Origin of the sequence: Ligilactobacillus sp. LYQ60 (assembly GCF_045033015.1) — a bacterium.
GTDB lineage: Bacteria > Bacillota > Bacilli > Lactobacillales > Lactobacillaceae > Ligilactobacillus.
In genome coordinates this window covers 18,061-34,055 of sequence record NZ_JBJFZV010000003.1, presented here as the reverse complement: position 1 = coordinate 34,055, position 15,995 = coordinate 18,061, and the positions used below count along the sequence as shown (strand labels likewise).

Genomic DNA, 15,995 nt, shown 5'->3' with positions numbered 1-15,995 from the left:
CTGGATTTTGAAAAGATGGTGGTGGAATGCAACTCGCTGATTTAGAGTATTATATCAGTTTGGTTGAAACTGGAAGTTATACGACGGTTGCCCAGCGTTATGGAATTTCGCAGCCAGCCGTATCGCGGGCAATTATGCGGCTTACTAAACAGTATGAAACAGAGCTGTTAACCCGTCATCGGGGCGGCGTTGTGACATCGGATGCAGGGAAAATTTTGTACAAACGGGCAAAGCAAATTGTTTCGCTGGTGGGCGAAACAAACCAGGAAGTTCGGCATGCAGGTGAGCAACTTCTTCGCCTTGGTTACTCGACAATCGCGGGTAATCTTTGGATGCCAGCAATTTTGACAACGTTTATTCAAAATGGATTGATTCAACGTGTGCATACGGTTAATGATTATTCGGCGAATTTATGGAGTATGCTAACCAAAGGTAAATTAGATGCCGTTGTTTATTCGTCGCTGGTAGCGGATGCTGAGCGGAATATGCAGGTGCTTCGAAAACAACGACAGGATTTTAGTATTATTGTTAGTACGCGTAACCCAATTAGTAACCACGAGTCAGTAACGGCGAGTGAGTTACGAAATGAACAGTTTATTACCCGGCGAAAGGGGCATTTAGTTCGAAGTGCGTTAGAGCGGTACTGTAGTTTTGGCGGCTTTCATCCTAAAATTATTTATGAGGCGCGTGATATGGATATGATTACCCATTTGGTTGAGCGAAATTTAGGAATTGCTCTTTTAATGGACGTAACTGTTCAGGGAAATCCCCGAATTCGAAAAGTCCGTCTTCGACAGGATGAACAGCTTCACTACTTTATTAAGCTTGCCGTGCGGCGATCGTTTATTCCAAATAAGATCCAAAGTAAATGTTTAACCATTCTTAAACAGGTTCGTTTTGACTAAGTAATTTTAGGCTCCTTTGGGATGAAGATATCCGCGGGGAAACAAAGTTGTGCTTAGCAGCACTGAGGCGGCCGCTAAGAGTGCCGATCAGAGTCAAACGGCATTTAATGAGGCGTATGCTAAGCAATCTAAGAACGCTAAGTGGGAATATAAAGCCAAAGGGAGCAAGTTAACCTTGGCAAAGGTCAACGGAAAACAGGTTTCCCAGTGGCAGTATAATTCCATTTTAGCAACGAAGAACAAGTTTACGTCTCGGAGCTTTACCTACCAAATCGCAAAGGCGGGGCAGGGAAAAGTCAACCGGAAGACAACGTTCTTACGGGTCGATAATAACTAATAATCAAGGAGGATACCCAAACACCGGCAATACTTGTGGTTGGAAGCGGCGGTAAGACAATTTCCGTTTAGCTCGTTTTTGGTTGGTACCAGATTCGAAAATATAAAGAGGCTGTGACCTATGTATGGGTTACAGCCTTTTTATTGTAAGCTTAAAAAGCGGGTGATCGGGAAGAAAAACAGAGTTGGTAACGGGGAAAAATCAAGTACTAATAGAGGATAGATAATTAAATACTTTAAGAACTAACCGTCGTCGATGAAGATGATTCATCGGTGGCGTTTTTTATCCTTCATTTTTTCCAGTAATAAACGGCGTAACGGCAGTTAATCCGGAGACGACGAGGTTGGTCATCTCGTCAACTGAATGGGCTGAATCATCGAGCCAGTGAACGACAACGTTCCAGAATGCTCCGGTGAAAAACTGCATCATGATTGAAACTGCTTCCGGTGACTCAACGGTGTGCCACGGGAGATCAACGGCCGTGTAAAGCCGGGGCCCCAGTTGGGTGAACGCGGCCTGAACAACTTCAAGAAGGTTATTTTGCTGAAGAAGACGTAAAACGGGCCTGTGCTGGTCCGCAAATTTAAACGGCAGGTGCACTAATGCGTTAAATGTTTGGGGCTTATTTTCCCGGACAAGGTATTCGTACTCACTGGTGAGTTGTTCAGCATAGGCCCGCACGACAGCCCGTTTGTCCGTAAATTTACGGTAAAACGTATTGCGGGAGACCTGGGCTTGGTGACAAATTTGGGCAACTGAAATCTGCGAAAACGCCTGTGTAACAAGGAGTTCTAGTAGGGCATCAATAATCCATTGGCGGGTTTGAAGGGCAATTCGACGTGACATTTAATCATCTCCTGTAATATTAGAGGACGCATTGGGTGAATGTGTCCTGATATCTAAGATTAGCGGGAAACCGTTCCTTTGGGAAGGGAGTTCTCGTATGATAAGGATGGTTTCTGGTACAAGTGTACCACAAGAAGTCAAGTGTCATAGAAGGAGGATTATGAAATGAAAATTAAAAATCGTGGTGGCGCCCTTGTAATTTTATGCGTCGTTAATTTTTTGTGTATGCTGGATACAACGATTATGACCATCGTTGTCCCCCGTTTGCAGGGAGCGTTCAACGCGAGTCTAGGACAGGTTTCGTGGGCGGTGAACCTTTACATGATTGTATTTGCAACGACGGCCCTCCTGGCCGCCAGAATTGCAGAGTTATGGGGTGAAAACCGGGCACTTTTCGGGGGAATTGTCCTGTTTCTTTGCGGATCGCTTGCCAGCGGGTGCGCGCCAACATTGGCCTGGTTATATGTTAGTCGGGTTGTTCAGGGATTGGGAGCGGCCGTTATTCTTCCGTTAGGAACAATTATCGGAATGCAACTTGTTAGTCCGGACCGGCGGAATCAAGTTGTGGCCGTGCTTGGTGGTTGTCAGGCCCTGGCAACCGCGGTTGGTCCCGTTGTTGGCGGGTGGATCACCGAACAGTGGGGCTGGCGGTGGGTGTTTTTCGTCAACGTCCCCCTGTTAGCGGTTATACTTCTCTTAATCCCAGTTTGGATGGTCTTAGCCACCCGCTCACGTTTGACTTTACGGGCAATTGACGTTCCTGGAGCAGCGCTCAGTATGCTAATGCTTTTAAGCCTGACGCTTGGATTGGTGAAGGGCCCGGATTGGCACTGGTGTTCACCGGTAATTTTAGGATTGTTATTCACGGCGGGTATCACATTTTGTGCCTTTATCGGGGTTGAGTGTCGTGTTGCCCATCCGATGGTTGATTTAGGCTTATTCCGAAGCCGCAATTTTAATGCGGCGGCTGGTGCAATGGTGGGAGCGTGCTTTTTCTTGGCGGGATTTGTTATTTTAGTGCCCACGTTCCTGGTTCGGTTGCACGGCCTCACAGAATTACAGGCTGCCTTGCATATCCTCCCGTATTCGGGAGTTGTGTTTACAACAACCGTTGTGGCGTCGTTAGGGATGAAGCATATTAATCCCCGGATAATTGTTGTGGGCGGCTTTGGCAGTATTGGATTGGCATACTGGTTCTTAGGTCATATGGAACTTAGTGGGTACCATAATTTACTGGTTGGTTCGGTTCTGGTCGGCTTAGGGTTCGGTGTGATTGCTGGGCCGGCAATGGTGTGGGCGGCTGCTGATTTTACTGGTTCCCGCTTAACCGTTAGCCAAAGTGTGATTAACGTTCTCCGGCAGGTTGGAATGGTGTTAGCAGTAGCGGTGTGCATGTCACTGTTTAACGCTAACCTAGCGACGGCTAAAACCCAAGTCCAACGTTACGGTGATTCTCAAATTAACCAGTGTACGCTATCTCCCCGGCTACGCCAACAATTTCGGAATAAACTAAAAACGCACGTTAAGCGGCTGGGTGCCGGTAAGGAAAAAAACACACAGTTTAAAGTGCCTCAAGTAACGGTGACATCCGCCATGAAACACCGCGCTATAGCACAGGTTTTAGCTCAAAAAACGCGGCGGGGTCATTTTTCCTTGCAGCAACGACAGGCGTTAGTGCAAGCAATTACGCCCCAAGTAACGGCTCAATTAGAGGCGCAGGTTAATCGAATACAGTGGCAGGTTACCCGGGTGGTGCGCCGGGTTCACCGAGAGGCTCAAACGCGGTTGTGTACCGCCTTTACTCGCATTTACCGCCTTCTTCTTCCAGTAGCATTTTTTGGAATGGGGTGGGCTGTAATTTTTCCGCGCCGTTCGCAAAAGTCGAACAATAATATAAAACAAAAGTAGTTAAGCACGGTGATATTTACGGATAATCTAATGGTTATCCGTAAATATCACTATTTTTATGGTTGTGGATGCTTTGCTTCACCGTCATTTCTGTAAAACGCGAACTATATAGTGACTATATCCGGTTAAAGTTGTGTTTTTAATTGACGAACGAACAAAACGGGCGTACCCTATAAATGACGAATGATTATAGCAGCATTTAAATTCATGTTCGTATTTAGCGAAAGGATGAGTAAAATGGGTGAGTTAATCTACGCTGGGAAAGCAAAGCAGATGTGGACGACGGACGACGAGCAAGTGTTGCGGGTTGTTTACATGGATCAAGCAACGGCATTGAACGGGAAAAAGAAGGATCAGATTAAGGGAAAAGGGCCGGTTAACAACGCGATTTCAACGTTGATTTTCCGGTACCTGATGAAGCACGGAATTGAAACGTGCCTGTTAGAAAAGACAAGTGCTACTGAGCAACTGGTCCGGCGGGTGCAGATTATCCCGCTCGAAATGATTACCCGGAATGTGGCGGCAGGTCACTTTGCCACCCGGTTTGGAGTGGAAGAAGGAAGGCGATTTAACACCCCGGTTGAGGAGATGTGCCTGAAAAGTGACGAATTAGATGATCCGGCAATTAATGCTTCCCAAGCGGAGGCCCTCGGCGTTGTAACGGCGCCGGAACTCGACCAGATGTGGGCCATCTCGCGGAAGGTAAATCAGCTGTTAATCCCACTTTTTAAACAGGCGGGGTTGGAATTAATTGACTTTAAGCTCGAGTTTGGACGGTTACCAAACGGGCATGTTATTTTAGCGGATGAGTTTTCACCGGATAATTGCCGGTTGTGGGATGCAAAAACGCACCACCACATGGACAAGGATGTCTATCGGCGGGATCTGGGGAACTTAACACCGGTCTACGAAGAAGTGCTTACTCGCCTACAGCAAGTTCTTGGACAGGAGGAAAAGTAATGACAAAGGTTCGAATTTACGTCACGTACAAGCAATCCGTCTTTGACCCGCAGGGAGAGACGATTACGAACTCCCTGCATTCGTTGGGATATAACCAGGTAGCTGAGGTAAAGGTCGGCAAGTTCTTTGATGTTTCGTTGAACGTTACGGAGCAGGCGGTCATTGATCAGACGGTGAAGGAAATTGCTGAGCAGCTTCTGGTGAACTTTAACTTGGAGACTTACCGGTATGAAGTAATGGAGGAAGCCTAATGAAGATTGCGGTAATTGTTTTCCCGGGATCAAATTGCGACCACGACGTTGCGCAGGCCCTGCAAATGGTGGGCGGTGCACACGTGGACTTAGTTCCCCACTATGAGCACAGTCTGGTGGGGTACGATGCGGTTGTTCTTCCTGGCGGTTTTTCGTACGGGGATTACTTGCGGTGCGGGGCAATTGCCCGGTTTGCAAACATCATGCCGGAAGTGCGGCGTTTTGCCCGTGAAGGGAAACCTGTTTTGGGAATTTGCAACGGGTTCCAAATTCTCACGGAAGCGGGGTTGCTTCCTGGTGCATTGAAACAAAATGATAACCTGAAGTTTATTTGTCAAACGGTGCCGTTGACGGTGGTAAATAACCAGACGCGGTTTTCCCGGAACTACACGGCGCATCAGCATATTCACCTGCCGATTGCCCATGCCGACGGAAACTATTATGCGGATGAAGCGACTATTCAGCGCCTCGAGGATCAGCACCAGGTCGTATTCCGGTATGATGATAACCCCAATGGGAGCGTAAATGACATTGCGGGGATTGTTAACGAACAGGGAAACGTCTTGGGAATGATGCCCCACCCAGAGCGGGCGGCGGAAGCTATTTTAGGTAATACTGATGGTCAGGGCGTGTTGACAGCGTTTTTGGGAATCCAGGAGGCGACGAAATGAGTACAGAGATGACACCAGCCGAAATTAAGGAACAAAAGCCGTATCTCGAGTGGGGTCTAACGGAAGAGGAGTATGACTATATCTGTGATCAGTTGCTTGGACGACTGCCAAACTACACAGAAACCGGGTTGTTTGCGGTGATGTGGAGTGAACATTGCTCATATAAGAAATCAAAGCCCCTTCTTAAACTTTTCCCGAATAAGAACGACCGCGTGTTGCAAGGTCCCGGTGAAGGAGCTGGAATCGTGGATATTGGCGATCATCAGGCCGTGGTCTTTAAGGCGGAAAGCCATAACCACCCATCCGCGGTTGAGCCTTATGAAGGGGCTGCAACCGGGGTCGGTGGCATTCTCCGGGACATCTTTAGTATGGGTGCCCGGCCGGTGGCGTCACTTGATTCACTCCATTTTGGTGAAATTAAGGACGGACATACTAAATACCTGATCAATAACGTTGTCGCGGGGATTGGGGGTTACGGAAACTGCATGGGAATTCCGACGGTGGCCGGAGAAATGACCTTTGATCCGTGCTATGCCGGCAATCCCTTAGTCAATGCGATGAACGTGGGAATTATGGACCAGTCCGTGATGCAACAGGGCCGGGCGACTGGGGTCGGTAACGCGGTAATGTATGTTGGGGCCAAGACCGGCCGAGACGGAATCCATGGAGCCACGTTTGCTTCGGCGGATTTTGAAGATGATAAGGAAACACAGCGGTCGGCCGTCCAGGTGGGCGATCCGTTTATGGAAAAGCTCCTCATGGAAGCTTGTTTAGAACTCATTAACGACCATCAAGACTGGTTAGTTGGAATCCAGGATATGGGAGCTGCCGGGTTGGTTTCGTCTAGTTGTGAGATGGCCGCTAAAGCTGGAAGTGGGTTGGACATGACCCTTGATGACGTTCCCCAACGGGAGCCAGGCATGTCGGCTTACGAAATTATGCTGAGTGAGTCGCAGGAACGGATGCTACTGTGCATTAAGCGTGGGCACGAAGATGACGTTAAGGAACTGTTTCAGCGGTACGACCTCGCCGCTGTTGTGATTGGCCGGGTAACGGCGGGGCATCAGTACGTTTTACGGCACCACGGTCAGGTGGTCACGGACATTCCGGTATCGACCCTGACTAGTGATGTGCCTGAGGAGCGGATGCCCGAAAAACAGCCGGCACGAATCGCTAAAGCCGCAGCGGAAACTAATTGGCAGCCGCAAGTTCCGGATCTGGCAACCACCCTTACCCGAATGATGAACCAGCCAACGATTGCTTCCAAGCGGATGTTTACCGATACGTACGATTCAATGGTGCAAACCAATACGGTTGTTCGGCCGGGCAGTGATGCCGGGGTTATCCGGATACGTGAAACACGGAAGGGCCTTGCGATGACGACGGACGGTAATGGGCGGTTCGTTTACCTTGATCCTGAGGTTGGAGGGAAGCGGGCCGTAGTTGAAGCTTGCGCTAACGTAATTGCGAGCGGCGCCCTTCCACTGGCCATGACGGACTGCTTAAACTACGGTGATCCAAACGATCCGGAAGTATATTGGGAACTGCATCGTTCAATTAGTGGGATGGCGGCAGCCTGTCGGACGTTTAATACGCCAGTTATTTCAGGAAACGTGTCCCTGTACAACGAAAACAATGGGGAGGCTATTTTCCCGACCCCGATGGTTGGAATGGTCGGACTCATCAAGAATATCGATCGGGTTATCCCATCATTTGTCCAGCATGCAGGTGACCGCGTTTACGTGGTGGGAAAAACAACCAGCGATTTTAGTGGCAGTGAGTTACAAAAGATGTTAACCGGGAAGTGTGCAGGTACCCTGAATGATTGCGATCTAACAAGCATTCATGCCAGCCTAATGGCAACTCTTCAGGCAATGGAGGCCGGCGAGGTTGCTAGTTGCCACGATGCCAGTGAAGGTGGGTTGGCTGTGAGTGTCGCTGAGATGCTGTTTAATACCGGGTACGGTGCCCAGCTTGACTTTGATTTATCAAGTGAACTTCTCTTTAGTGAAACACCGGGGCGGTTGGTAGTGACAGTGACACCAGAACACCAGCAGGCCTTTGAACAACGGTTGGGTCAGACTGCTCAATTGGTTGGAACGGTAACCGCTGAACCAACGCTTGAATTAGCAACGACGAATGGGCAAGCGACACTCGAAGTCGCCAGTCTACAACATGAATGGGAGGAGGCCTTACCATGCCGCATGAAATAAAGGGATTAAACGAAGAATGTGGGATCTTTGGCGTGTTTGATGCGAACGAGGCAAACCATCTAACCTATTTTGGTCTTCATGCCCTGCAGCACCGTGGACAGGAAGGGGCTGGAATTGTAACCACGGACGGCGAGCAGTTTTACCAGCACCGGGATACAGGACTTCTTTCACAAGTATTTGCTAAGGAGGGTACCCTTAACGGTCTGCACGGACGTTCAGCTATCGGTCATGTCCGGTACAGTACGTCCGGGAACGGAAGTTTAGCAAACATTCAGCCTTTCTTGTTCCGGTTCCATGACGGTAATATTGCGCTGGCTCATAACGGAAATCTGACTAATGCGCGAACTCTTCGGCGCCAGTTGGAAGACGAGGGGGCCGTATTCCAGTCAAATTCCGATACTGAAATTTTAATTCACCTAATTCGGAAGAAACGGGACATGGCGTTTATTGATGCCTTAAAGGCCAGTTTGAATGAAGTGCACGGTGGGTTTGCCTTCTTGATGTTACGAAAGGACAGTATGATTGCGGCCCTTGATCCAAACGGGTTTCGGCCAATGGTGGTTGGACGAATGCCGTCAGGGGCGTACGTCATTGCCAGCGAATCGTGTGCTTTAGATACGGTAGGTGCGGAATTGGTGCGTGACGTTTTGCCAGGAGAAATTATCATTATTGACCGGGACGGAATGCACATTGACCACTTCACTACGGAAACGCAACTCGCGATTGATTCAATGGAATTTATTTACTTTGCCCGGCCGGACTCTAACATTCACGGAATTAACGTACACACGACCCGCAAAAAGATGGGGCGGATGCTTGCTAAGGAACAACCGGTGGACGCCGACATCGTTGTAGGAGTGCCCAATTCATCGCTTTCGGCGGCATCGGGATACGCCGAAGCTGCGGGGTTACCGTATGAAATGGGGTTAATTAAAAACCAGTATGTGGCACGGACATTTATTGCGCCGAGCCAAACCCAGCGAGACATGGGTGTAAAGATGAAGCTGTCAGCGGTTCGCGGGGTGGTTGCCGGCAAACGAGTTGCGGTGATTGATGATTCGATTGTGCGCGGGACCACTTCCCGGCGGATCGTTAAGCTTCTCCGGGATGCAGGAGCAGCAGAGGTTCATATGCGCATTGCTTCGCCGGCTTTTCGGTTCCCGTGTTTCTATGGGATTGATTTTTCGACCCGGGCGGAATTACTGGCAGCCAACTACGATTTGGAAGGAATGCGGCAGACAATTGGGGCAGATAGCCTCGGTTTTCTCAGCAAAGCTAGTCTCATTAAGGCAATCGGGTTACCGGATGCTGGGGATGCGCCGAATGGCGGGCTGACCGTTGCTTACTTTGACGGGCAATACCCGACGCCGTTATACGACTATGAAGCAGGATACTTAGCGTCGTTACACAAGCAGCAAAGAATGATGGGGGATGCGTGGAATGAATAGGTACCAAGAAGCGGGCGTCGACGTTACTGCCGGATATGAGATGGTGCGGCGAATTCAAGAAAGCATTGCCTCGACTCAGCGGCCCGGAGCAACCGGTCAGGTGGGCAGTTTTGGGGGGACGTTTGATCTCGAAACACTTCACGTTAAACATCCAGTACTTGTTGCCGGAACAGATGGCGTGGGAACGAAGCTTCTCGTTGCTCAGCGGATGCACGAGTACGAAACCATCGGAATTGATTGTGTAGCAATGTGCGTGAATGATATCGTGGCACAGGGAGCGGCGCCGTTGTTTTTCCTTGATTACATTGCAACGGGGAAAATGGATCCCGAAGCCATGGCCGCCGTTGTAAAGGGAGTTGCCACCGGATGTCGACAGGCTAAAGCAGCTATTATTGGCGGGGAAACCGCTGAAATGCCAGATATGTATCCCGCCGATGAATACGACCTTGCGGGGTTTGCCGTGGGAGTTGCTGAGCGGGCCGAGCTCTTAACAACGGATGGTCCCCAGGAAGGTGACGTGTTATTGGGATTACGGTCAAGCGGACTGCACTCCAATGGCTATTCCCTTGTACGCCAGATCCTGTTTAAGGATCACCACGTTGATTTACAGGATCATCCGGCTGAGCTTGAAGGGTTACCCTTGGGAAACGCGCTGTTACAGCCCACGCGGATTTATGTGCGTAAGGTCATGCCGTTAGTTCGACAGCACCTGGTTCACGGGATGAGCCACATTACGGGAGGCGGGTTAATCGAAAACGTCCCGCGGATGTTTGGTGACCAGTTACAGGCGGTTATTGATGAGACAACCATTCCGGTACCGGGGTTAATTCGCTACCTAATTCGGGTTGGGAAGCTGGCGTTGGATGATTGTTGGCAGACTTTCAATATGGGGGTTGGTATGGTACTGGCAGTGGCCCCAGAAAACGTGGTGGCAGCCAAACAGCAACTCAGGTTGGCAGGCGAAGAACCACTCCAAATTGGCCAACTACGGGCACGGCCAGCGCAGGACGCCCCCCAGATTGTGATTCAGTAGGGGGTGAGTGAATGCGCGTTGCAATTTTTGCATCAGGAAACGGGACAAACTTTGAGGTGCTGGCAAAGCAGTTTCAAGGTAAGCAGATTCCAGGAACCCTAGCACTCTTATTTTGTGATCACCCGAACGCGCCGGTCGTCCAGCGGGCGCGTCGGTTGAACGTGCCGGTGGTAACTTTTACCGTTAAGGAGTGCGGGGGAAAGCAGGCCTATGAAGAACGGATCGCGACGGTATTGGCTGATTACCAAATTGATTTCATTGCTCTTGCAGGGTATATGCGGGTAGTTGGTGCGCCAATTTTAACGCGGTATGAGGGCCGAATTATTAACCTGCACCCGGCTATGTTACCGGATTATCAGGGGCTTCACGCTATTGAGCGGTCGTTTGCGGACCGGTCACCCCGGACTGGGGTGACGCTTCACTACATTGATGCGGGGCTTGATACCGGGCCAATTATCCAGCAGGAACACGTTCCGGTTCAGGATAATGATACTGAAGAGACGTTTGAGCAGCGAATTCATGAGTGTGAGCACCGGCTCTATCCGCAGGTGTTAGCACGGGTGTTGGCAACTAAAATGAAGGAGGATAATTAAATGAAGCGAGCATTAGTAAGTGTATCAGATAAGGAAAACCTTGTTCCTTTTGTGAAGGGATTGGTCGAAAACGGATTTGAGATTGTGTCAACGGGGGGCACAAAGCGGGTGTTGGACGAAGCAGGCATTCAGACAATTAGCGTTGAGGATGTTACTGGGTTCCCAGAAATTCTCGATGGGCGGGTTAAGACTTTAAACCCGTACATTCATGGAGGTCTCCTTGCCCGGCGTGACTTACCGGCCCATATGGCAACCTTGAAGGAACATCAGATTACGCCGATTGACCTGGTGTGTGTTAACCTATACCCATTCAAGGAAACAATTGAAAAACCGGGAGTTACGCTGGCCGAAGCAATCGAAAACATTGATATCGGGGGCCCAAGTATGGTACGGTCGGCGGCTAAGAATTACCACGATGTAACCGTAGTGGTTGACCGGGCAGATTATGATGACGTCTTAGCTGAACTTTCTGCTAACGGGGAAACATCGCTTGAGTTGCGGGCCCGGTTAGCCGCCAAGGCGTTCCGGCATACGGCTGCATATGATACGTTGATTTCTACTTACCTGACGGAGCAGGTCGGGGAGACCAAACCGGAGAAATTATCATTAACCTATGATCTCCAGCAGGAGATGCGGTACGGGGAAAACAGTCACCAGGATGCTCTGTTCTACCGGGACGCATTACCTAAGGGGTACTCACTTGCTAGTGCCAAGCAGCTTAACGGAAAGCAGTTGTCTTACAACAATATTAAGGACGCAGACGCTGCCATTCGGATTGCGCGTGATTTCCAAGATGAGCCAACAGCAATCGGATTGAAGCACATGAATCCGTGTGGTATTGGACACGGACGGACGATTGAGGAAGCTTGGGACCGGGCATACGCAGGCGATCCGGTATCCATCTTCGGTGGGGTAGTTGTCTTGAACCGGGAAGTAGATGCGGCAACGGCAACGAAACTCCACAAAATTTTCCTGGAAATTATCATTGCGCCATCATACTCAGACGAAGCCCTGAAGATTTTAACTACTAAGAAAAAGAACTTACGTCTGTTACAGCTTGACTTTGATAAGATTAACGAGCAGCCGGCGAAGGAAGTTGTTTCTGTACTGGGCGGGGTGCTTGTCCAGGACCAGGATATTCTAGCTGAGGATCCGCACACGTGGACGGTGGCTACTAAGAAGCAGCCGACAGAGGAGCAGTTAAAGACCATGTTGTTTGCCTGGAAGACGGTTAAGCACGTCAAGTCGAATGCGATTGTAGTGGCAAACCCGGAGCGCACGTTAGGTGTGGGAGCTGGTCAGCCAAACCGGGTTGACGCGGCTAAACTAGCTGTCAACCATGCAGGAGACGCGATTGATGAAACGGCGGTTCTTGCAAGTGATGCCTTCTTCCCGTACAGTGACAGCGTTGAATACGCCGTTAAGCATGGTATTAAGGCTATCGTTCAGCCAGGCGGTTCCATCCGGGATCAGGAATCGATTGATATGGCTGATAAATATGGCGTTACGATGGTAATGACTGGCGTGCGGCACTTCCGGCACTAAGCGGAGGATGATGAAAGTGGGAAAATTACACCTGTTAGTGATTGGAGGCGGCGCGCGAGAACACGCCATTGCCAAGGAATTGCAGCATAGTCCCCAGGTAGCGCAGGTATACTGTGCTCCGGGGAACCCCGGAATGACGGTTGATGGAATCCGACCGGTAGCAATTGAAGAAAACGACTTTGATGGGTTAATTACCTTTGTGCAGGATCACGCCATTGATTGGACGGTGGTTGGGCCAGAAGATGCTTTATGCGCGGGAATTGTTGACCGTTTTCACGCCGCGGGTCTTAAAATTTTAGGGCCAACTGCGGAGGCTGCTCAATTGGAAGGCTCCAAGGAGTTTGCCCTTAAATTTATGCACCAACATCATGTTCCCACAGCCCAGTACCATGCGTATACCGATTTAGCAGCGGCGAAGGCGGGACTGGCAGAATTTGCCCTGCCTGTTGTTATTAAGGCGGATGGACTTGCCGGGGGAAAGGGCGTAACGATTGCCCAAACCGCGACTGAAGCTGAGCAGCAGCTGGAGGAGCATTTTGCTCACGGCGACCAAAAAGTGGTCTTAGAGGAGTACCTTGCTGGTCCGGAGTATTCGCTCTTCTTACTGGTTAACGGGAATGAGTACTGCCTATTACCGTTAGCGCAGGACCATAAGCGGGCCTTTGATGGTGATCAGGGGCCAAATACCGGAGGAATGGGGGCGTACAGTCCGCTTCCTCAGTTACAACCGGATATTGTTCGGACAATGAAGGCGGAGGTTGTAACCCCAACAATTGCAGGGCTAGTAGCCGAAGGGTTTGACTACCACGGCATTCTGTACATTGGTGCGGTTCTAACACGTGATGGTGCGAAGGTTATCGAGTACAATGTCCGGCTGGGTGACCCGGAAACGCAGGTCATTCTTCCACGGATTGAAACGGATCTCGTTGATCTGTTTGCTGCGGCAATCAATGGGACGACACTTCCGTCAATTACGGTGAGCACCGATGCCTATTTGGGAATTACGTTGGCAGCAAACGGGTACCCGCAAAGTCCGGTGCACGGGCAAACGCTACCGGCTTTTCCGCAGAATACAGATGTAACCCTTGATTATGCAAACGTCGCTGGTAAACCGGGAACATTGACGGGTGCTGGTGGACGGTTGGTAACTGTGATTGGTCACGGTCCTGATGTAATGACAGCTCAAAAACGAGCGTACGCTTACCTTGATAAATTGACGTGTCCGCAGTGCTTCTATCGGAAGGACATTGGATTCCGGGCAACCGGAAAGACAATGGAATAGGACAAGAATGGTCAGTAATGAAAAAACGGTGTTTTCCCTTTGAGGAGACACCGTTTTTTTGTTAGGTTAATGTGAATTTAAATGTTAAGAAGCTCTTCTGGATCATCAATCAAGTAATCTGGGTGCTCCCGCTTAAGGTTGTCAATGCTGAACGCTGCCCACGTACATCCACAGGTGTGGACACCAGCTGCGTTGCCCATTTGCAAATCGTATTTGGCATCCCCAATCATGACGGATTCATCCGCCTTTAAGTGGTACTCATTTAAAATTTTCAAAACGCCATCCGGTGCCGGCTTAAAGTGGGTTACATTATCCGAACCAACTGTTCCCGCAAAGTATTGCGCTAACCCAAATTTTTGAAGGCCTAGCGCAAGCGAGTGGGAATTTTTGCTGGTAACGATGAATAACTGGTGACCATGTTGTTGAAGTTTGGCGAGGGTGGCTTTCATGTGTGGGAAAACGGTGGTTAACTCGAATTCGTGTGCTCGGTAAGCCTTGCGGAAGATGGCGCACGCGCGGTCATAATCGGCAGGACTGAACGTCTTCCCCGCTTTTTTTACCATATCAGGTACCATCGCCTCCAGGGGAATTCCCATATAATTGAGAATTACATCGTTGGTGGGAACGGGGAGGCCAATCTTTTGACACATTGTCCGGGTACTGTTTAGGACTGCTTGGCGGGAGTCCACGATGGTTCCGTCAAAATCAAAAAGGTAGTTTTGCATAGTTAGTAAGCTCCTTTCGAGGCTTGTTTTTTTGCGGCAAGACTAATGATTACGATGATTAAGTTAACAACTGCCATTATCGCTGTCACCATAAATACGGTGGCGTACGGGAAGTGACCGGCAACGATTGAGCCAATCATTGGGCCAATGATACTCCCAATGGCCTGAAAAGATTGCATGTAACTGAATATCCGACTGACCACGGCGTTAGGGCTGTTTAGCATTACAATCGTTTGGGTCAGTGGTAATAAAGCCGCATCTGAAATCCCAATAAGGAACCGGCAGATTCCGAGGGTGTACACCGAGTGAACAAAACTGGTTGCGGTAAACACACAACTGCAGAAAATTAGTCCAGAAATCAATACCTTATCGGCACCCACCTTATCGCCTAGAGCTCCCAGACGGTTAGCCGTAAAAATCGTGGCAAACCCGGGAAGGGCGGTGATGATGCCACTAGCAAGGGAAACGTCACCGTGGTGGTGCATAAGTTGCTGAACAAAGAGGCTGATGATGGGGTTAATCGCCTTAGTGGCGGCCATTACTAGCATTGTTGTGATAAACATTGCAATGATTAATCCAGGGTGCTCAAGTTGTTTCATCGCAGAGCCGTGCTGGGTGGAATCCGTTGCTGGAAGAGGCTTGAAATCTTCGTGTACGCAGAAAAGAGCGAGCAAGCTTGCCACCAACATAATGGCCCCAAAAACATAGAATGTCATTCGGTAACCGGCGATACTTGCAATGATTCCCCCGATGATTGGTCCGGTTAGCTGGCCGCCTACCCGGCCGGTGGTGAGAATTCCCATCGCTTTTCCGCCGAAATCATCCGGGGCTTCGCTGGCAATGAGTGCCTGGGAATTACTGTTGTATCCCGAAAAACATCCGTATAAAAAGCGCCAAAAGAGTAGCCACCAGATATTTGGGACCGTTCCACACAGGAACCCGATAATGCACATGCCAAACCCGGACCGCAGAATCATTGGTTTGCGGCCGGTGCGATCAGCTAATTTTCCCCATAACGGGGACACAATGGCCTGACTAATAAATGAAATGGCGTACGCTAGCCCCGCGTAAAAGGTAAGTTGAACGCGAGAAAAGTGGGCAAGTTGACCGATGAAAAGTGGTAGGAACGGGAGACTCATACTAAACCCTGTTCCTGAAACGAAGTCCCCAAAAGCAAGAACGTACAAATTTTTACGCCATTGGGGAAGTGCCCGGTGTTGCATTAGAATCCTTCCTAACTGATTTTTAGTAATCATCCCTATTATACCGTACCGTAAA

General features: G+C 49.7%; 15 protein-coding genes. 12 read left to right on the top strand and 3 right to left on the bottom strand.

Going from position 1 to position 15,995, the window contains the following annotated elements:
- Positions 1-26 precede the first annotated feature (26 nt).
- The gene (locus tag ACI3EZ_RS03920; protein WP_405025590.1) at positions 27-905 is read left to right on the top strand and encodes a LysR family transcriptional regulator; all 879 of its coding nucleotides are present in this window, start codon (positions 27-29) and stop codon (positions 903-905) included.
- A gap of 49 nt (positions 906-954) precedes the next feature.
- Positions 955-1,242: a hypothetical protein gene (locus tag ACI3EZ_RS03915; protein ID WP_405025589.1), complete on the top strand. Its 288-nt coding sequence runs from the start codon at positions 955-957 to the stop codon at positions 1,240-1,242.
- A gap of 282 nt (positions 1,243-1,524) precedes the next feature.
- Here the strand turns inward: ACI3EZ_RS03915 and ACI3EZ_RS03910 are convergent, their stop codons facing one another.
- The gene (locus ACI3EZ_RS03910) at positions 1,525-2,088 is read right to left on the bottom strand and encodes a TetR/AcrR family transcriptional regulator (protein ID WP_405025588.1); all 564 of its coding nucleotides are present in this window, start codon (positions 2,086-2,088) and stop codon (positions 1,525-1,527) included.
- A 165-nt stretch (positions 2,089-2,253) separates the two neighbouring features.
- Here ACI3EZ_RS03910 and ACI3EZ_RS03905 point away from each other — a divergent pair, with 165 nt between their 5' ends.
- The 10 genes from ACI3EZ_RS03905 (at position 2,254) to purD (ending at position 13,992) form a co-directional block, all read left to right on the top strand.
- Entirely contained in the window at positions 2,254-3,996 is a 1,743-nt protein-coding gene (locus ACI3EZ_RS03905; RefSeq protein ID WP_405025587.1) for an MFS transporter, read from the top strand.
- 237 nt (positions 3,997-4,233) lie between these two features.
- Positions 4,234-4,956, top strand: coding sequence for a phosphoribosylaminoimidazolesuccinocarboxamide synthase (gene purC, locus ACI3EZ_RS03900; RefSeq protein ID WP_405025586.1), 723 nt, complete (start codon positions 4,234-4,236; stop codon positions 4,954-4,956).
- Positions 4,956-5,207 carry a phosphoribosylformylglycinamidine synthase subunit PurS gene (gene purS / locus ACI3EZ_RS03895; protein WP_405024140.1) on the top strand — a complete coding sequence of 84 codons (252 nt, stop codon included), beginning with the start codon at positions 4,956-4,958 and terminating at the stop codon, positions 5,205-5,207. Before purC ends, purS begins: the two co-directional genes overlap by 1 nt.
- Entirely contained in the window at positions 5,207-5,878 is a 672-nt protein-coding gene (purQ, locus tag ACI3EZ_RS03890; RefSeq protein ID WP_405025585.1) for a phosphoribosylformylglycinamidine synthase subunit PurQ, read from the top strand. Before purS ends, purQ begins: the two co-directional genes overlap by 1 nt.
- Positions 5,875-8,091 (top strand): phosphoribosylformylglycinamidine synthase subunit PurL, encoded by a 2,217-nt coding sequence (purL, locus tag ACI3EZ_RS03885; RefSeq protein WP_405025584.1) that lies wholly within the window; start codon positions 5,875-5,877, stop codon positions 8,089-8,091. The genes purQ and purL overlap by 4 nt, the downstream gene beginning before the upstream one ends.
- Complete coding sequence (gene purF, locus ACI3EZ_RS03880) at positions 8,076-9,539, top strand: amidophosphoribosyltransferase (protein WP_405024137.1); 1,464 nt, start codon at positions 8,076-8,078, stop codon at positions 9,537-9,539. Before purL ends, purF begins: the two co-directional genes overlap by 16 nt.
- Complete coding sequence (gene purM, locus ACI3EZ_RS03875; RefSeq protein WP_405024136.1) at positions 9,532-10,572, top strand: phosphoribosylformylglycinamidine cyclo-ligase; 1,041 nt, start codon at positions 9,532-9,534, stop codon at positions 10,570-10,572. The genes purF and purM overlap by 8 nt, the downstream gene beginning before the upstream one ends.
- 11 nt (positions 10,573-10,583) lie before the next feature.
- The gene (purN, locus tag ACI3EZ_RS03870; protein WP_405025583.1) at positions 10,584-11,165 is read left to right on the top strand and encodes a phosphoribosylglycinamide formyltransferase; all 582 of its coding nucleotides are present in this window, start codon (positions 10,584-10,586) and stop codon (positions 11,163-11,165) included.
- Positions 11,166-12,710: a bifunctional phosphoribosylaminoimidazolecarboxamide formyltransferase/IMP cyclohydrolase gene (gene purH, locus ACI3EZ_RS03865; protein ID WP_405024134.1), complete on the top strand. Its 1,545-nt coding sequence runs from the start codon at positions 11,166-11,168 to the stop codon at positions 12,708-12,710.
- A gap of 10 nt (positions 12,711-12,720) precedes the next feature.
- Positions 12,721-13,992, top strand: coding sequence for a phosphoribosylamine--glycine ligase (purD, locus tag ACI3EZ_RS03860; protein WP_405025672.1), 1,272 nt, complete (start codon positions 12,721-12,723; stop codon positions 13,990-13,992).
- Between the two features lie 77 nt (positions 13,993-14,069).
- Here the strand turns inward: purD and ACI3EZ_RS03855 are convergent, their stop codons facing one another.
- Both ACI3EZ_RS03855 and ACI3EZ_RS03850 read right to left on the bottom strand, forming a co-directional pair.
- Positions 14,070-14,717 (bottom strand): HAD family hydrolase, encoded by a 648-nt coding sequence (locus ACI3EZ_RS03855; RefSeq protein WP_405025582.1) that lies wholly within the window; start codon positions 14,715-14,717, stop codon positions 14,070-14,072.
- Positions 14,718-14,719: 2 nt separating this feature from the next.
- Positions 14,720-15,940, bottom strand: a complete 1,221-nt coding sequence (locus tag ACI3EZ_RS03850; protein WP_405025581.1) for an MFS transporter — start codon at positions 15,938-15,940, stop codon at positions 14,720-14,722.
- Between the last annotated feature and the right edge of the window lie 55 nt (positions 15,941-15,995).